The organism is Streptomyces sp. NPDC017448 (assembly GCF_044330565.1).
Taxonomy (GTDB): domain Bacteria; phylum Actinomycetota; class Actinomycetes; order Streptomycetales; family Streptomycetaceae; genus Streptomyces.
On sequence record NZ_JBIRLM010000004.1, the window covers coordinates 231796 to 247807 of the forward strand.

Genomic DNA, 16012 nt, shown 5'->3' on the forward strand with positions numbered 1-16012 from the left:
TGTCGGGCGCGCGCGGCCTGCGCCCCCCCTTTTTGTTCTTCGGGGGGCCGCGGGGGGCGCCCCGGGCCCCCCCCCCCCCCCCCCCGGGGGCGCGGGGGGGGGGGCCCCCCCGGCCCGCGCCGGGTTCCGCGGAGTCGCGAGGCGTTTACGCCTTGAGCGCCTTGTCGACGGCCTTGGTGAACTCCTCGGCCGTCATCGGGGCGTTCTCGCTGCCCTCGGCGGTGATCTTCTTGTCGTCCATCTTCAGCGTCGGCGTGCCCTGCACCCCGCTGTCGTCGAACGTCTTGGACATCTTGATCGCCCAGGCGTCGTACGTGCCGTCCTCGACGTTCTTCTGGAAGTCCTTGTTGCCCTTGAGGGCGTCGACCGAGTCCGCGACCTTGATCAGGTAGCTGTCGTCGGCGAACTTGTCGTCGCTCTCCTCGGGGTGGAACTCCGCCGAGTACAGCGCGGCCTTGTACGCCATGAACGCCTCGGGGCTCACGTCCAGCGCCGCGCCGAGCGCGCTGAGGGCGTTCTTGGAGCCCTCGCCGTTGTCGGTGTTGTCGATGAAGGTCGCCCCGATGTACTGGACCTTGTACTTGCCGGCCTCGACGTCCTTCGAGACCGTTTCGCCGACGCCCTGCTCGAACGTGGCGCAGACCGGGCAGCGCGAGTCCTCGTACAGCTCCAGCGTCTTCTTCGCGCTCGGCTTGCCGATCACCACGGTGGTGCCGTCCTTGCCCGAGGTGTTCTTCGGCGCGCTGACGTTCTTCGCGTCGGCGGCCTCCTCCCAGGCTCCCGGCTTGTTCAGCTGCATCACGCCGAAGCTGATGCCGCCGATCACCGCGAGGGCGGCCACGACCGAGCCCGCGACGACGAGCTGCTTGCGGGTCTTGTCCTTCTTGGCCTGGCGCTCGCGCTCGGCGCGCAGCCGCTCGCGGGCCGCCGCCTTGTTCGCCTGGGTGTTGCGCTTGCTCATGATCGTTCTCCGTGAGTACGTGGGTGAGGGGAGGGGGGTGCTGCCGTCGTCGCGTCGCCGTGCCCTCAGGCAGCGGCGTACGCCACGGGCGGCCCCCTGCGCCCCACCCAGTGCACGAGGAAACGGGCGGTCAGCGGCGGGTACGGACGCCCGGCGGGCCGGGAGCGGCGGGCCGGGGGCCGCATGCCCGCGCCCACCACCGCGACCGCCGTCAGCAGCGGCCGGAACGCCAGCAGGGCCGTCGTGCGCACCAGCTTTGCCAGGGCCGCCTCGCCGCGTCGCAGCCAGACCGCGGCGAGCAGCCCGACCGCCACATGGGCGACGAGCAGCAGCCACGGTACGGCCGGACCGGGGTGCGCCAGCAGCGCCGCCGCGCGGTCGCCCGCCCCGGCCACCTCGGCCAGCGGGGTTCCCACCGCCCCGACGCCCGCGATCCGGGCCCCGCCCGCCCCCACCTCGCCGCCGCACAGCACGTCGAAGCCCACCGCGCGCAGCGGGCCCGCGACCGGGCCGCCGGCCGCCCCGTAACAGAGGTGCTGGCCCGTGGTGAAGAGCGTGTCGGCGGCCAGCTCCAGCGGGACCAGCAGCCCCGCGATCGCCCCGAAGCCGCGCTCCCGGCCGGCCAGCGCATAGGCCACGGCGAAGACCGTCGCGGCCAGCAGCGCGACCGCGGTCAGCGGCAGCGGAACCCGGGAGAGCAGCACGTGGGACGCCGTGGACAGGGTGACGACGAGCGCGGTGAAGACCGCCGCGCGCGCGACCCTGAGCTGCGTCCCTGAGATGTCCATCGCCGGAAAGTGTGTCATGCGCCGAGGTAAGCGGACCTTAAAAGAGGCTGAGAGTCCCCGGGCCAGGGCCGGGGCCCCCGGGGTCCGAAACCCGGGGGCCCCGGCCCCGGGGCGGCGCCCCGACGTCAGGCGGGCCCCCGCAGCCCCGGGATCCTCCCGTTGCGGAAGAGGTCCACGAAGATCTGGTGGTCCGCCCGGGCCCGCGCCCCGTAGCTGTGGGCGAAGTCGACCAGCATCGGCGCGAAGCCCTCCTCGTCGGCGGCGATCGCGGCGTCGATCGCCCGCTCCGTGGAGAACGGCACCAGCGAGTGGCCGCTCTCGTCGTCCGCCGCCGCGTGCATGGTGGCCGTCGCCCGGCCCAGGTCCGCGACGACCGCCGCGATCTCGTCCACCTCGTCGATGTCGGACCAGTCCAGGTCGACGGCGTACGGCGAGACCTCGGCGACCAGCTGGCCCGCCCCGTCCAGCTCGGTCCAGCCCAGCCACGGGTCCGCGTGCGCCTGGAGCGCCCGCTGCGAGATCACCGTGCGGTGCCCCTCGTGCTGGAAGTACTCCCGCACCGCCGCATCGGTGATGTGCCGGGAGACCGCCGGGGTCTGCGCCTGCTTGAGGTAGATCACCACGTCGTTCTCCAGGGCGTCGCTGTTGCCCTCCAGGAGGATGTTGTACGACGGCAGCCCGGCGGAGCCGATGCCGATGCCCCGGCGGCCCACCACGTCCTTGACCCGGTAGGAGTCGGGGCGGGCCAGGCTCGACTCCGGCAGGGTCTCCAGATAGCCGTCGAACGCGGCGAGCACCTTGTAGCGCGTCGCGGCGTCCAGATCGATCGCCCCGCCGCCCTCGGCGAACCGGCGTTCGAAGTCCCGGATCACCGTCATCGAGTCCAGCAGCGAGAACCGGGTACGCGACCGGGCCGCGCGCAGCGCCCCCAGCAGCGGTCCGCCCGCGGTGTCCAGGGTGAACGGCGGCACCTCGTCGTTCTTCGCGCCCGTCGCCAGCGCGCGGATCCGCTGGCGGTAGGCGGCGGCGTAGATCCCGACCAGGTCGGTGATCTGCTCGTCCGCCAGCGCCTTCGCGTACCCGATGAGCGCCACGGAGGCGGCGAGCCGCTTCAGGTCCCAGGTGAAGGGGCCCACGTACGCCTCGTCGAAGTCGTTCACGTTGAAGACGAGGCGGCCGTTGGCGTCCATGTACGTGCCGAAGTTCTCCGCGTGCAGATCGCCGTGGATCCACACCCGGCCGGTGCGCTCGTCCACATACGGGCCGCCGTGCCGCTCCCGCTCCAGATCGTCGTAGAACAGGCAGGCCGTGCCCCGGTAGAAGGCGAAGGCGGACCCGGCCATCTTGCGGAACTTGACCCGGAAGGCCGCCGGGTCGGCGGCCAGCAGCTCGCCGAAGGCGGTGTCGAAAACGGCGAGAATCTGCTCTCCGCGCTGCGTTGCGCCGGACTGCGTCTCCGACATTTCCTGCTGCCTCCTGCTGCTGTGGGCGTCTTCGGCCGGACCCGGGGGCCACCTGACCGAGCGCATGACAAAACGGACATGCGTTCCGCTCTCTCCAACGCTCGGCGGAGGCCGGGAGTGCCCGTCGTCCGGCTCCGTCACGTCGTAGACTTCCACGCTGTCCCCCCGTCCGTCATCGCCCGACTTCCCGGAGGCCCGACGCCGTGACCAAGCCGCCCTTCACGCACCTGCACGTTCACACCCAGTACTCGCTGCTGGACGGTGCGGCGCGGCTCAAGGACATGTTCGAGGCGGCCAACGAGATGGGCATGACGCACATCGCGATGACCGACCACGGCAACCTCCACGGGGCGTACGACTTCTTCCACTCGGCGAAGAAGGCGGAGGTCACGCCGATCATCGGCATCGAGGCGTACGTCGCCCCGGAGTCGCGCAAACACAAGCGCAAGGTGCAGTGGGGGCAGCCGCACCAGAAGCGCGACGACGTGTCCGGATCCGGTGGGTACACCCACAAGACGATCTGGGCGGCGAACAAGACCGGGCTGCACAACCTCTTCCGGCTCTCCTCCGACGCCTACGCCGAGGGCTGGCTCCAGAAGTGGCCCCGGATGGACAAGGAGACCATCTCCCAGTGGTCCGAGGGGCTCATCGCCTCCACCGGCTGCCCCTCGGGCGAGGTGCAGACCCGGCTGCGGCTCGGCCAGTTCGACGAGGCGGTCCGGGCGGCCTCCGACTACAAGGACATCTTCGGCGAGGGCAGGTACTTCCTGGAGCTGATGGACCACGGCATCGAGATCGAGCGCCGGGTCCGCGACGGGCTGCTGGAGATCGGCAAGAAGCTGAACATCCCGCCGCTGGTGACGAACGACTCCCACTACACCTACGCCCACGAGGCCGCCGCCCACGACGCCCTGCTCTGCATCCAGACCGGCAAGAACCTCTCGGACCCCGACCGCTTCCGCTTCGACGGCACCGGCTACTACCTCAAGACCACGGAGGAGATGTACGCCGTCGACTCCTCCGACGCCTGGCAGGAGGGGTGCGCCAACACCCTGCTGGTCGCCCAGCAGATCGACACCACCGGCATGTTCGAGGCGAAGAACCTCATGCCGAAGTTCGAGATCCCGGACGGCTTCACGGAGGTCACCTGGTTCCAGGAGGAAGTGCGCAAGGGCATGGCCCGCCGCTTCCCGAACGGGGTCCCCGACGACCGGCAGAAGCAGGTCGAGTACGAGATGGACATCATCATCCAGATGGGGTTCCCGGGGTACTTCCTCGTCGTCGCCGACTTCATCATGTGGGCCAAGAACAACGGCATCGCGGTGGGCCCCGGCCGCGGGTCGGCGGCCGGTTCGATCGTGGCGTACGCGATGGGCATCACCGACCTCGACCCGATCGAGCACGGCCTGATCTTCGAGCGCTTCCTCAACCCCGAGCGCGTCTCCATGCCCGACGTCGACATCGACTTCGACGAGCGCCGGCGCGTCGAGGTGATCCGGTACGTGACCGAGAAGTACGGCGCCGACAAGGTCGCCATGATCGGCACGTACGGCAAGATCAAGGCGAAGAACGCCATCAAGGACTCCGCCCGCGTGCTGGGCTACCCGTACGCGATGGGCGACCGGCTCACCAAGGCCATGCCCGCCGACGTCCTCGGCAAGGGCATCGACCTCAACGGCATCACCGACCCCACCCACCCGCGCTACAGCGAGGCGGGCGAGATCCGGGGGATGTACGAGAACGAGCCGGACGTCAAAAAGGTCATCGACACCGCCAAGGGCGTCGAGGGCCTGGTCCGGCAGATGGGCGTGCACGCCGCCGGCGTCATCATGTCCAGCGAGCCGATCGTCGACCACGCCCCCGTCTGGGTCCGGCACACCGACGGCGTCACCATCACGCAGTGGGACTACCCGCAGTGCGAGTCGCTCGGTCTGCTGAAGATGGACTTCCTCGGCCTGCGCAACCTGACGATCATGGACGACGCCATCAAGATGGTGAAGTCCAACAAGGGCATCGACCTGGAGATGCTCGCCCTGCCGCTGGACGACCCCAAGACGTACGAACTGCTCTGCCGCGGCGACACGCTCGGCGTCTTCCAGTTCGACGGCGGGCCCATGCGCTCCCTGCTGCGCCAGATGCAGCCCGACAACTTCGAGGACATCTCCGCCGTCTCGGCCCTCTACCGGCCGGGCCCGATGGGCATGAACTCGCACACGAACTACGCGGAGCGCAAGAACGGCCGCCAGGAGATCACCCCGATCCACCCGGAGCTGGAGGAGCCCCTCAAGGAGGTCCTCGGCCTCACCTACGGCCTGATCGTCTACCAGGAGCAGGTCCAGAAGGCCGCCCAGATCGTCGCCGGGTACTCGCTCGGCGAGGCCGACATCCTGCGCCGCGTGATGGGCAAGAAGAAGCCCGAGGAGCTGGCGAAGAACTTCGTCCTCTTCGAGGCGGGCGCGAAGAAGAAGGGCTTCTCCGACGAGGCGATCAAGGCGCTGTGGGACGTCCTGGTGCCGTTCGCCGGGTACGCGTTCAACAAGGCGCACTCCTCGGCGTACGGCCTGGTCACCTACTGGACCGCCTACCTCAAGGCGAACTACCCCGCCGAGTACATGGCCGCCCTGCTGACCTCGGTCAAGGACGACAAGGACAAGTCCGCGGTCTACCTCAACGAATGCCGCCGCATGGGCATCAAGGTGCTCCCGCCCAACGTCAACGAGTCGCTGTCCAACTTCGCCGCCCAGGGCGACGACGTGATCCTCTTCGGCCTGACCGCGATCCGCAACGTCGGTCAGAACGTCGTCGACTCGATCATCCGGACCCGCAAGGCGAAGGGGAAGTACAGCTCCTTCCCCGACTTCCTGGACAAGGTCGAGGCGGTCGTCTGCAACAAGCGCACCGTCGAATCCCTCATCAAGGCCGGCGCCTTCGACGAGATGGGCCACACCCGCAAGGGGCTGGTCGCCCACCACGAGCCGATGATCGACAACGTGGTGCAGGTCAAGCGCAAGGAGGCCGAGGGGCAGTTCGACCTCTTCGGCGGCGGCGAGGAGGAGAGCGGCGAGCCGGGCTTCGGGCTCGACGTGGAGTTCTCCGACATCGAGTGGGAGAAGTCCTACCTGCTCGCCCAGGAGCGGGAGATGCTCGGCCTGTACGTCTCCGACCACCCGCTGTTCGGGCTGGAGCACGTCCTGTCCGACAAGGCCGACGCCTCGATCTCCCAGCTCATGGGCGGGGACTACTCGGACGGCTCCGTCGTCACCGTCGGCGGCATCATCTCCGGCCTCCAGCGCAAGATGACCAAGCAGGGTAACGCGTGGGCCATCGCCACGGTGGAGGACCTGGCGGGCTCCCTGGAGTGCATGTTCTTCCCCGCCACCTACCAGCTGGTCTCCACGCAGCTCGTCGAGGACACCGTCGTCTTCGTCAAGGGACGCCTCGACAAGCGCGAGGACGTGCCCCGGCTCGTCGCCATGGAGATGCAGGTCCCCGACATCTCCAACGCCGGGGCCAACGCCCCCGTCGTCCTCACCATCCCCACCGTGAAGATCACCCCGCCCATGGTCACCCGGCTCGGCGAGGTGCTCAGCCACCACCGGGGCGACACCGAGGTGCGCATCAAGCTCCAGGGCCCCCGCACGACCACGGTCCTGAGGCTCGACCGGCACCGGGTCAAGGCCGACTCGGCCCTCTTCGGCGACCTCAAGGTGCTGCTCGGCCCGGCCTGCCTGGCCGGCTGAGCCGGAGCCCGGCACACGCCAGGACGAGAGGGGCGCCCCGCACCGGCGGGACGCCCCTCTCGTCTCGATGACCGCGAGCGGCCGACGCGTCAGTTGTGGCCGAAGCGCCGCTGGTGCTTGCGCGCCGCGTCGGACGGGCTGCCCTGGGCCTGCGTCGGGCTCTGCGACTCGAACGCCGACGACTTGGCCTGCTCGGCACCACGCTCCGGCGCGGACGCGCGGTCGTGCTGGCTGCCCTGCTTGCGGTTCTTGTTCTTGGCCATGGTGAATGCCTCCTGTGGGGGGTCCTGGCCGTCCAGGACCGCTGTCAGACTCACATAGCCCCGCAAACCGTGCATGTTGGATCATTACTGTGCGTAAGGTAAACCCCGTGACCCGCGGGGCCCGCAGCCTCCCCTCGGCCGCTCCGCCCGTCCTCCCGCGCCGCTCCGCCCGTCCTCCCGCGCCGCTCCGCCCGTCCTCCCGCGCCGCTCCGCCGCCATTTCGTCTTCTTTCCGGCGTCTTCCCCCTTCCCCGCCCGATCCGCCACGCCGATGATCGAGTTCCGGCCGCCTACCCCCGCGCGGTCGGGCAGACTCGAAGCGAACCCTGGGTAAGCGGGCCCGGTCACCGGGGAACGGGCCGCTGAACCGTTCCCGAGGTCTGGAAGAGGGTGGAACGCGTGGACCGTTGCGTCGTCCTGGTGGACGCCGGCTACTTGCTGGGAGCCGCCGCCAGTCTGCTGGCCGGAGAGCCCGCCCGTTCCCGCATCACCGTGGACCACACGGCCCTCGTCCAGGGGCTGCGCGAGCGCGCCGAGGCCGACACCCAGCAGCCGCTGCTGCGCATCTACTGGTTCGACGGGGCCCCCGACCGGGTGCCCCAGCCCGAACACCGCCGGCTCCGCGTGATGCCCCGCGTGACCGTCCGGCTCGGGGCCCTGACCCGCAGCGACGGGCGGTGGGCGCAGAAGGGCGTCGACGCCGCCATGCACGCCGAGCTGACCGAACTGGCCCGCAACCGGGCCTGCTCCGACATCGTCCTGGTGACCGGCGACGGCGACCTGCTGCCCGGTCTGATGTCCGCCAAGGAGCACGGGGTCGCCGTCCACCTCTGGGCCGTCCAGGCCGCCGACGGCGACTACAACCAGTCCGAGGACCTGGTCGCCGAGGCCGACGAACGGCGGGTCCTCGACCGGGCCTGGATCACCAAGGCCGTACGCGCCAAGGACACCGGCGGCGTCTGCGTCCCGCAGCCCGCCACCCGCCCCGAGATCACCGCGATCCTCTCCGCGCCGCTGCCCGAAGCGGCCCTCGCCGCCTCCGCCGAACGTGCCTCCGAGGCGGCCAGGGCCGCCGCGGCCCGGGGCGGCCCCCCGGCCCCGGACACCTCCACCCCCGCGCCGTCCGCCGCGCCCGAGACGCCCGCCGCCGGCCACCGGGGCGTCCCCACCCCCAAGGACCTGGCCGCGCTGCGCGCCCACGCCGCTCCTTCGGAGCGCCCGCAGCCCGCCCAGCCCGCCGGCGCCACGCTGCGCTGGTCCTCCGACAAGGGGTGGGTGGAGCGCGGCGGCCTCGGCGAATCCCCGGAGACCGCGTCGCTGCCGACCCTCGCCCAGGTCACCAGCGCCGAACAGCGCTGGGCGGACCGGGAGGAGGACATCACCACCGTCGGCGGCGACCCCTTCGAGGTGGGCCAGGTCTTCGCCCGCCGCTGGATGGAACGCCTCCCCGAGACCGTCCACCTGCAGAAGCTCTCCACCATGTACCCGCGCATTCCGCACCGGATCGACGGCGAACTCCTGCGGTACGCGGCCCGCTTCGGGCTCCTCGCCCACAAGGACGACCAGATCGACGAGCACGACCGCTACGCGATCCGGGCCGGCTTCTGGCGCGAGATCGACGTGCGGGCCGCCGCCGAGCACGTACCGGCGGGGGAGTAGCCGTCCGGGGGAGGGCGACGCGGGGTGGCCCCCGGCGCGAACCGGGGCACGCGACCCCGTACCCTCGTACCTCGTGAGTAGGGGCACAGCACAGGCGCAGCGGGAGACCGGCACCGTATGCGCGGTGCGCGACCTGGTCAAGATCTATCCCGCGAACCAGGGCCGCCGCGGCGCCCCGGCGACGCCCGAGGTCCGCGCCACGGACGGCATCAGCCTGGAGGTGGGGCGCGGTGAGATCTTCGGCCTCCTCGGCCCCAACGGCGCCGGCAAGTCCACTCTGGTCCGGCAGCTCACCGGCCTGATGCGGCCCGATTCCGGCAGCGTCGAGGTGCTGGGCCACGACCTCGTACGCCACCCCGAGCGGGCCTCCCGGCTGATCGGCTACCTGGGGCAGGAGTCCACCGCCCTCGACGAGCTGACCGTCGCGCTCGCCGCCGAGACCACCGGACGGCTGCGCGGCCTCCCCGTCCGCGAGGCCCGCGCCGAGCGCGACGCGGTCCTGGAGGAGCTGGGCCTCACCGCGCTCGCCGGACGGCCCCTGAAGAAGCTCTCCGGCGGCCAGCGCCGCCTCGCCTGTTTCGCCGCCGCCCTGGTCGGGGACCGGCCCGTCCTGGTCCTGGACGAACCGACCACCGGCATGGACCCGGTCGCCCGCCGCGCCGTCTGGGCCGCCGTCGACCGCCGCCGGGCGGAGCGCGGGGCCACGGTCCTGCTGGTCACCCACAACGTCATCGAGGCCGAGACGGTCCTCGACCGGGTCGCCGTCCTCGAACGCGGGCGGGTCATCGCCTGCGACACGCCCGCCGGGCTCAAGGAACAGGTCGCCGGGGAGGTCCGCGTCGAGCTGGTGTGGCGCGAACGGGCCCCGCTGGACGTCCCCGAGGTCGCGGCGTTGCGGCCGTCCGCCCAGGAGTCCGGGCGGCGCTGGGTGCTGCGGCTCGGCCCCGACGAGGCGCGGGCCGCGGTCGCCGCGGTGACGGGAGGCGCGGCCTTTGCCGCGCTCGACGATTTCACCCTGGCCACGCCCAGCCTGGAAGATGTCTACCTCGCGCTCGGCGGGGACGCGGCCGATGCGACCAAGGGGCTGGTGAAGGCGTGAGCGGCAGGAGCGGCGCGGGTGGCGCGAGAGGTTCGGACGGCGCGGGTCGTGCGGCGGTCGCCGTGACCGCGGCCCCCGGCGGGGACGCACCCGGCCGGGACGCGGGCGAGGGGCGGGACGGGTTGGACGTGTGCGAGGGGAGCGGCCGCAGGTGACGAGCATCGTTCCGGCCAGGACCGCCCCGGCCCGCACCCGGCCCGCACCCGGCCCCGCCGGGCAGGCGCCCGTCCGCACGGTCCCGGCCCCCCTCGCGCCGCGCGCCCGGCTCTTCCCCTCGCTGGCCGCCGTCTACCGCGCCCAGCTCTCCCGGGCGCGGGTCGCCCGCATCCCGCTGCTCTTCGTGGCGACGTTCCAGTCCGTCGGGATCATGATCCTGATGCGGGGCGTCGTGGACGGCGGCGCGGAGGCCCGCGCCGTGGTCGCCGGCTCCAGCGTCCTGGTCGTCGCGTTCGTCGCGCTCAACCTGCTCGCCCAGTACTTCGGGCAGCTGCGGGCGAGCGGCGGGCTCGACCACTACGCCACCCTGCCGGTGCCGCCGGCGGCCGTGGTGCTCGGGACGGCCGGCGCGTACGCCTCGTTCACCGTCCCGGGCACGGTCTTCACCGCCGTCACCGGAAGCGTGCTCTTCCAGCTGCCGCTCACCCATCTGTGGGTCCTGGTCGCCGTCGTCCCGCTCTCCGGCGCCGCCCTGGCCGGGCTCGGCGCGGCCCTCGGGCTGCTCGCCCCGCGCCCGGAGCTGGCGACCCTGCTGGGCCAGCTCGGGATGTCCGCCGCCCTGCTCCTCGGGGTGCTGCCCGCCGAGCGGCTGCCGGGACCGGTGGGCTGGGCGCGCGACCTGCTGCCCTCGACGTACGGGGTCGAGGCGCTGGCCCGCTCCTTCGACGCCCGCCCGGACTGGGGGGTCATCGCGTTCTTCCTGGCGGTCTGCGCGGCGGTGGGGGTGCTGTCGCTGGCGGTCGCCACGTGGGCCTACCGGCGGGCGGCCGTACGGTAGGCGGCGCTGCCGCCGGGGAACGCCCGGCGGCCGGCGCCCGTACGCGGCCGGCGCCCCCGGCCGGGCGGCCCGGTGCGGTATCCGGTGAGGCGCCTCACAGGGTGGCCTGGCACGATGGCACGGTGACCGCACCTCTGACGCCGCCCGACCAGCCCGACCCCCACGACCCGTGGCAGGCCCCGCCCCCGGCCTCCCACCTCGCGCCCTCCCCGGGCTCGGCGGACGACCCGGACACGGCCGCGGAACTCCGTCAGGCCGTCGTCGTCGCCGTCCTGGTCGCGCTCTCGGGCATCGTGCTCGGCCTGCTGTGGCTGTGGCTCGCGCCGCGCGTCCCGCTGGTCTCCGACGAGACGGCCGTCTTCCTGGCGAACAGCGAGGGCGAGGAGGCGATCGGGGCGGACGGAACGTTCGTGCTGCTGGCCATCGGATGCGGCGCGCTCTCGGCCGCCGCCGTCTTCTGGCGGCTGCGCCGCGGGGGCGTCCTCGTGGTCGTGGGGCTGGCGCTGGGCGCGCTGGCCGCCTCGCTGATCGCCTGGCGGACGGGCGTCTGGCTCGGACCGTCCTCCGACGTGGTGGCGCGGGCCCGGGAGGCGGGCCGGGGCGTGACGTTCGACGCCCCGCTGGAGCTGCACGCGGTGTGGGCGTCGGTGCTGGCGTGGCCGTTCGCGGCGATGGGGATCCACCTGCTGCTGACGGCGGCGTTCGGGCCGCGGGATCCGGAGCCGGAGTGGGCGGGGCTCTCGGGGTACTACGACGGGGCCGTGCAGGGGCCGCCCCCGGGGCCGTCGGCCGGGCCGCCTTCCGGCACGTGAGGCGCGGGGGCCCCGGAGCGGGGGCCCCGCCGCGCTCACGAGCCCCGCGCGATCTCCGCGAAGACCGCCCCCGTCAGCTCCGCCAGGTCCGTCGCCGCCAGCTCGACCTCCAGGCCCCGGCGCCCCGCCGAGACGCAGATCGTGGCGTGGGCGCGGGCCGAGGCGTCCAGGACCGTGCGCAGGCGCTTGCGCTGACCGAGCGGGGAGATACCGCCGCGTACGTAGCCCGTGGTGCGTTCCGCCGCGGCCGGATCCGCCATCGTGGCGCGCTTGCCGCCCACCGCGGAGGCCAGGGCCTTGAGGTCCAGGGAGCCGGCCACCGGGACCACCGCGACCGCCAGTTCGCCGTCCACCTCCGCGACCAGGGTCTTGAAGACCCGGTCGGGGGAGACGCCCAGGGCCTCGGCGGCCTCCTCGCCGTACGAGGGGGACGCCGGGTCGTGCTCGTAGGAGTGGACCGTGAAGGGCGTGCCCGCCGCGGTCAGGGCGACCGTGGCGGGGGTGCCGCCCGCCTGCTTCTTCGGCTTCTTCGCCACCGGGCGTTCCTCGATCAGTTGGGGTGGGTGGGGGTCCGGGTCAGGTCGGCCGCGGGCAGCGAGGGCAGGTGCCGGAGGACCGCGGCCTCCTTGCGCAGCAGCGTCAGCTCCTCGCGCAGCCGGGTCGCGGTGTCCGGAGCCTGGAGCAGCCGCTGCTTGGTGGGGACGTCCAGGACGGTGGCCGCCGCCACCAGGTAGGAGACCACCGTCGGGTCGTCGGGCAGCTCGGCGCCGGTCGCCAGCGAGCGTTCGTTCGCCCCGGCCAGCCGCTTCTGGTAGGTGCGGAAGGCCCGCAGGACGCCCTCGGCGAGCGCCCCCGCCTCGTCGCCCTCGTCCTCGCCGGGCGGCTCCTCCGTCACGTCCTCGACCTCGGCGGTCAGGTACGGGCCGCTCGCGTCGAGGGACAACAGCCTGACCCGGGTGGTGCCGGTGGCCAGGACCTCGAAGCTGCCGTCGGCGCGCTCGCGGACCGTCGCCGCGTCGGCCACGCAGCCGACCCGGTGGAAGGTCTGGAGGGGGTCGGGGCCGAAGCCCTCGGCGGGGGCGCGTTCGGTGACGGCGGCCGACGCGGCGGTGTCCGGCATGCCGGAGCCCGTCGGGGCCGTCTCGCGGCCGTCGCGGATCGCGACCACGACGAAGCGGCGAGGCTCGTCCTCGTCGCTTTTCAGCAGCTCCCGCATCAGGGCGCGATATCGCTCTTCGAAGACGTTGAGCGGCAGCACCAGGCCGGGGAACAGCACCGCGTTGAGCGGGAAGAGGGGAAGGCGGGCGGTGGTCACAGCGCTCAAGCGTAATGGTCCCGGGGGCGGCCGTGGTCGGCCCGGCCGCGCAAGGGGGTCAAGGAGGCCACCTGGAGCCGCGCGCCGTCCCGGGCGTCGAGGAACCGGCCGAGCGGGTCGTCGGACACCCACGACCACGGGAACGACGTCGCGTGCCGGCCGATCAGGTGGAACTGGTGCAGCGCCTCCGCCCAGCGGCCCCGGGCGAGCAGCACGTACGCGAGGAGGTTGCGGACCTCCGCCGGCCACGGGTCGCCCGGCCGGTAGGCGGCGGAGAGCCTGATCGCCAGGTCGGCCGCCGCGTCGATCCGCTCCTCCAGCACGGAGGTGGTCCGCTCCGCCGCCCGGGGGTCCAGGAGCAGGGCGAACGCCGCCCGGACCGGCAGGGCCTGCACCAGGGAGTCGGGCAGCGCGTCCTCGGCGGCCCGCTCGGCGAAGTCGAAGCACTCGCGGTGCGAGCCGTACCAGGCGGCGGAGAGGTAGCGCAGCGCCGCCACATGGCAGCCGTAGTGGTGCGCGGAGCGCCGTACCGCCTGCTCCCACAGCGACTCGAAGGCGGTGTGCGTGGCGTGGGTGCCGCGCGCGTGGTCCAGGGCGAGCCGCCACGGCACGGGGTCGCGCGGGTCCGCGTCGGCGGCGGCGGTGATCAGCGGGGCGACCTCGCGGAGCCGTTCCGCGCGGGCGGGCGACTCCCAGGCCCGGCGGACCGACAGCTCCGCCTTGACCAGCAGGGCGTCCGGGTCGCGCGGGGCGGCGGCCAGCCAGTCGACGAGCCAGCCGTCCCGGCCGCGGGCGAAGACGGCGAGCCGGTCCAGATAGCGGTCCCGGTTCTCCCAGTCGGCCGCGTCCCGGGTGGCGGCGAGCAGCTCGGCGGCCGGTTCGTGGTCGCCCAGGGCGGCGGCGACCAGCGCGGGGGAGAGCCGCTCGTCCGGGGCGTCGAGCAGCACCGCGTCATCCGCCGCCGGTCCGGCGGCCAGCGGGGAGCTGTGCCGGGCCATGCGGGCGGTACGGAGCAGAGCACGAAGGAATGCCATGGTGCAGACCATTGAAAAGCGCTGGTGGGGACCGCGCCAGGGCCATGCTGTGAAGCTTCTGTGCCGAGTGGTGGGGTTGTATCGGGCCGGGTCAAGAAAAGGCAAAGGAAAGGCCCGCGGATGGCTTGATCGCATCCCTGCGGAGGACCTTGTGTCCCTTCGCCCACCGGCGGCCGCCCCCGGCCCCGGCCGCCCGTGACCGCGGGACCGGGCCCGTCCCGCCGGGCGCCGCGCACCCGGCGCGACGCCCGCCGGATCAGCCCCTGCGCAGCATCCGGGAGGCCCCCGCCGCCACCGTGGTGGCCAGAACCCATCCCACCAGCACCAGACCGGCGGCGGCCCACTGCCAGGCGTCCTCCATCCGCCAGTAGCCGTCCTGCCCGAGGTTGATCACCGGGATCAGCAGGTCCAGCGAGTACAGGGCGGGGTTCCACTGCGGATGCTCCGGGCCCTTGATCGACGGCGGGTCGTGCTGCGCGAAGGCCGCCGTGCCCGCCGCCCACAGCACCGCCATCCACACCGCCGCCCGCCCCGGCCGGTAGCCGTACGCCACCATCCAGTCCTGGAGGTACCCCCACGCCTTCGCGGCGGGCGGCAGCGTCTCGCGGCGGCGGCGCTGCTTGGCCAGCAGCACCTCGCGCGCGTCCGCGTCCTCCCCGCAGCTCCGCATCACCGCGGCCAGCCGCTCGTAGGGCTCGGGGACGTACTCCGGCGTCGCGGCCTGCACCCACTCCAGCCGCCGGGAGAGCGGGAAATGGCCGTAGGGGACCAGGTTCTCGTAGACGAAGCCGCCCATCGCGAGACCGCCCGGCCCCGGCCAGCTCGTCGACAGGTCGATCAGCGTCACCACCTTCGCGCCGTTCAGCACGACCCGGCCCTCCTCCGGGCGCTCCGCGTTGAACCGCAGCTCAGGCGTGACGATCCTGCGCAGCGACAGCTCCTCCTGCCGCGTCATGGTGAACCGGGCCTTGTGCAGGTCCACCGCGTCCCCGAACCGCCCGTCGTCCAGCCGCACCCCGCCCCGGCACTCGAAGATCTGCGACCGGGTGCCGCGCGCCGGGGTCGGGGCGTAGACCACGCCGTACGGGGGAGTGGTGCCCTGGTTCCCCGTGTCGACGCTCACCCACGCCTCGGTCATGTAGAGCGTGCGCTCCACCGTCAGCTGCGGGGCGTTCAGCGCCCGGCGGTCCTGTGCCGCGCGCAGCCGGCTGCCGCGCAGGGAGAGCGAACCGCCCACCTTGGTCCCGCGCAGGCTCAGCTCGCCCAGCGTCTCGATCATCTCGGCCTGGAGGTCTTGCGCGACCGTCATGCCGTCCCCGACGACGGCCCGCCCGTGCCGGTCCGGGCCGACGCTGAGCTGGTTGATCAGCAGGTCCGTGCCGATCTGGGCGTCGGTTAGCCGGATGCCCCGGTCGACCCGGCAGCGCGGCAGATGCAGATCGCCCTCCGTCTGCAGCCGCGCCGCCTCCAGCCGGGGCAGCGCGCAGCCCACCAGCCGCAACGTGGTGAAGTGGCACTCCGGGAGCACCACCTCCTGCTCGAAGCGGCAGCCGGTCAGCTCCACGTACGGAGAGACCCGGCCGCCCGCCAGATCCAGCTTCCCGGTGATCCGCACCCCCCGGAGCTTCAGCGCCGCCACCCGGCCGGGCCGGGCGGGCGGGCCGTCCAGCAGCAGCCGTGCCACCGTGCGCGCGCCGACGCTCCGCTCCGGCCCCCAGGCGTGCGGGGCGAACGGGTCGTTGCGGGCCGGGTCGTAGGTCCGTAAGTCGTAGGTCGTCCCGTTGCGGAAGGACTGCCACATGCCCAGCTCCGCTGCGCTGAGGCCGTCCGGGATGTCGCCCTCGTGCGGCTCGGTCACGGCCGCTCCCTCCGTGCACACATGCTG

13 protein-coding genes are annotated in these 16012 nt (G+C 73.0%); 5 read left to right on the forward strand and 8 right to left on the reverse strand.

What is annotated here, in order from left to right; genetic code table 11:
* Positions 1 to 145 precede the first annotated feature (145 nt).
* The 3 genes from ACH4K1_RS10050 to ACH4K1_RS10060 all read right to left on the reverse strand — a co-directional run bounded on the left by ACH4K1_RS10050 (position 146) and on the right by ACH4K1_RS10060 (position 3212).
* Positions 146 to 961 (reverse strand): DsbA family protein, encoded by an 816-nt coding sequence (locus tag ACH4K1_RS10050; protein WP_398088217.1) that lies wholly within the window; start codon positions 959 to 961, stop codon positions 146 to 148.
* Between the two features lie 65 nt (positions 962 to 1026).
* Positions 1027 to 1749 carry a hypothetical protein gene (locus ACH4K1_RS10055; RefSeq protein ID WP_398088219.1) on the reverse strand — a complete coding sequence of 241 codons (723 nt, stop codon included), beginning with the start codon at positions 1747 to 1749 and terminating at the stop codon, positions 1027 to 1029.
* Positions 1750 to 1874: 125 nt separating this feature from the next.
* Positions 1875 to 3212 (reverse strand): DUF2252 domain-containing protein, encoded by a 1338-nt coding sequence (locus ACH4K1_RS10060; protein ID WP_398088221.1) that lies wholly within the window; start codon positions 3210 to 3212, stop codon positions 1875 to 1877.
* A 203-nt stretch (positions 3213 to 3415) separates the two neighbouring features.
* Between ACH4K1_RS10060 and dnaE the strand changes: the two genes are divergently transcribed.
* Entirely contained in the window at positions 3416 to 6952 is a 3537-nt protein-coding gene (gene dnaE, locus ACH4K1_RS10065; protein WP_398088223.1) for a DNA polymerase III subunit alpha, read from the forward strand.
* Between the two features lie 89 nt (positions 6953 to 7041).
* On the opposite strand, the gene ACH4K1_RS10070 is transcribed toward dnaE, so the two are convergent.
* Positions 7042 to 7290 (reverse strand): hypothetical protein, encoded by a 249-nt coding sequence (locus ACH4K1_RS10070; protein ID WP_398088416.1) that lies wholly within the window; start codon positions 7288 to 7290, stop codon positions 7042 to 7044.
* A gap of 314 nt (positions 7291 to 7604) precedes the next feature.
* Between ACH4K1_RS10070 and ACH4K1_RS10075 the strand changes: the two genes are divergently transcribed.
* From ACH4K1_RS10075 to ACH4K1_RS10090, 4 genes are all read left to right on the forward strand, one after another.
* Positions 7605 to 8873: an NYN domain-containing protein gene (locus tag ACH4K1_RS10075; RefSeq protein ID WP_398088225.1), complete on the forward strand. Its 1269-nt coding sequence runs from the start codon at positions 7605 to 7607 to the stop codon at positions 8871 to 8873.
* A 73-nt stretch (positions 8874 to 8946) separates the two neighbouring features.
* Entirely contained in the window at positions 8947 to 9972 is a 1026-nt protein-coding gene (locus ACH4K1_RS10080) for an ABC transporter ATP-binding protein (RefSeq protein WP_398088227.1), read from the forward strand.
* A gap of 151 nt (positions 9973 to 10123) precedes the next feature.
* Positions 10124 to 10966, forward strand: coding sequence for an ABC transporter permease (locus ACH4K1_RS10085; protein WP_398088228.1), 843 nt, complete (start codon positions 10124 to 10126; stop codon positions 10964 to 10966).
* Positions 10967 to 11067: 101 nt separating this feature from the next.
* Positions 11068 to 11778, forward strand: a complete 711-nt coding sequence (locus ACH4K1_RS10090; RefSeq protein ID WP_398088229.1) for an ABC transporter permease — start codon at positions 11068 to 11070, stop codon at positions 11776 to 11778.
* Positions 11779 to 11813: 35 nt separating this feature from the next.
* On the opposite strand, the gene ybaK is transcribed toward ACH4K1_RS10090, so the two are convergent.
* The 4 genes from ybaK to ACH4K1_RS10110 all read right to left on the reverse strand — a co-directional run bounded on the left by ybaK (position 11814) and on the right by ACH4K1_RS10110 (position 15985).
* Positions 11814 to 12314 carry a Cys-tRNA(Pro) deacylase gene (ybaK, locus tag ACH4K1_RS10095; RefSeq protein ID WP_398088230.1) on the reverse strand — a complete coding sequence of 167 codons (501 nt, stop codon included), beginning with the start codon at positions 12312 to 12314 and terminating at the stop codon, positions 11814 to 11816.
* Positions 12315 to 12328: 14 nt separating this feature from the next.
* Complete coding sequence (locus ACH4K1_RS10100) at positions 12329 to 13093, reverse strand: LON peptidase substrate-binding domain-containing protein (RefSeq protein WP_398088232.1); 765 nt, start codon at positions 13091 to 13093, stop codon at positions 12329 to 12331.
* 5 nt (positions 13094 to 13098) lie between these two features.
* The gene (locus ACH4K1_RS10105; RefSeq protein ID WP_398088233.1) at positions 13099 to 14139 is read right to left on the reverse strand and encodes a hypothetical protein; all 1041 of its coding nucleotides are present in this window, start codon (positions 14137 to 14139) and stop codon (positions 13099 to 13101) included.
* Between the two features lie 244 nt (positions 14140 to 14383).
* Positions 14384 to 15985, reverse strand: coding sequence for an oxidoreductase (locus ACH4K1_RS10110; protein ID WP_398088234.1), 1602 nt, complete (start codon positions 15983 to 15985; stop codon positions 14384 to 14386).
* Positions 15986 to 16012: the final 27 nt, after the last annotated feature.

Excerpts from the sequence above, each read along its gene's own strand:
- ACH4K1_RS10070 (WP_398088416.1), bottom strand. The coding sequence starts at position 7,290 with ATGCACGGTTTGCGGGGCTATGTGAGTCTGACAGCGGTCCTGGACGGC.
- ACH4K1_RS10055 (WP_398088219.1), bottom strand. The coding sequence starts at position 1,749 with ATGGACATCTCAGGGACGCAGCTCAGGGTCGCGCGCGCGGCGGTCTTC.
- ACH4K1_RS10105 (WP_398088233.1), bottom strand. The coding sequence starts at position 14,139 with ATGGTCTGCACCATGGCATTCCTTCGTGCTCTGCTCCGTACCGCCCGC.
- ACH4K1_RS10060 (WP_398088221.1), bottom strand. The coding sequence starts at position 3,212 with ATGTCGGAGACGCAGTCCGGCGCAACGCAGCGCGGAGAGCAGATTCTC.
- ACH4K1_RS10050 (WP_398088217.1), bottom strand. The coding sequence starts at position 961 with ATGAGCAAGCGCAACACCCAGGCGAACAAGGCGGCGGCCCGCGAGCGG.